This window comes from Paenibacillus sp. FSL R7-269, assembly GCF_000517865.1.
Taxonomy (GTDB): Bacteria; Bacillota; Bacilli; order Paenibacillales; family Paenibacillaceae; genus Paenibacillus_AQ.
This window is the reverse complement of sequence record NZ_ASPS01000134.1, coordinates 1-296: the sequence shown is the minus strand read 5'-3', so window position 1 is coordinate 296 and position 296 is coordinate 1. Positions and strand designations below refer to the sequence as shown.

Annotated in this window: 1 protein-coding gene; it reads right to left on the bottom strand. The window is 33.4% G+C overall.

Features of this window, described 5'->3' with window-relative positions; translation table 11 throughout:
* Positions 1–86, bottom strand: an 86-nt coding sequence (locus tag C162_RS37745; protein WP_442792487.1) for an FDLD family class I lanthipeptide, incomplete at its 3' end; no start/stop codon positions are given.
* Positions 87–296: the final 210 nt, after the last annotated feature.

The window sequence follows — 296 nt, the reverse complement described above, 5'->3', positions numbered from 1 at the left end:
CATACTATACTTGTAACATTTGGCTGTACAGAAGAAACTGTAGTCTTATTAACTTGCACATCCAGATCAAATAAGTTGTTTTTCATATCAACCATCCTTTCTCTAATATAAGCTCTTCACAAAATATGTAACAATAATATTGCTTTGTTAATTCAATTAACAAAGAGTACCAATATTAGAGAAACACTTTCCACCAGTTGGAACACAATTTGCTGCAGTTTGTCCCGTACCACAGCCACTAGTACACCATACTATACTTGTAACATTTGGCTGTACAGAAGAAACTGTAGTCTTAT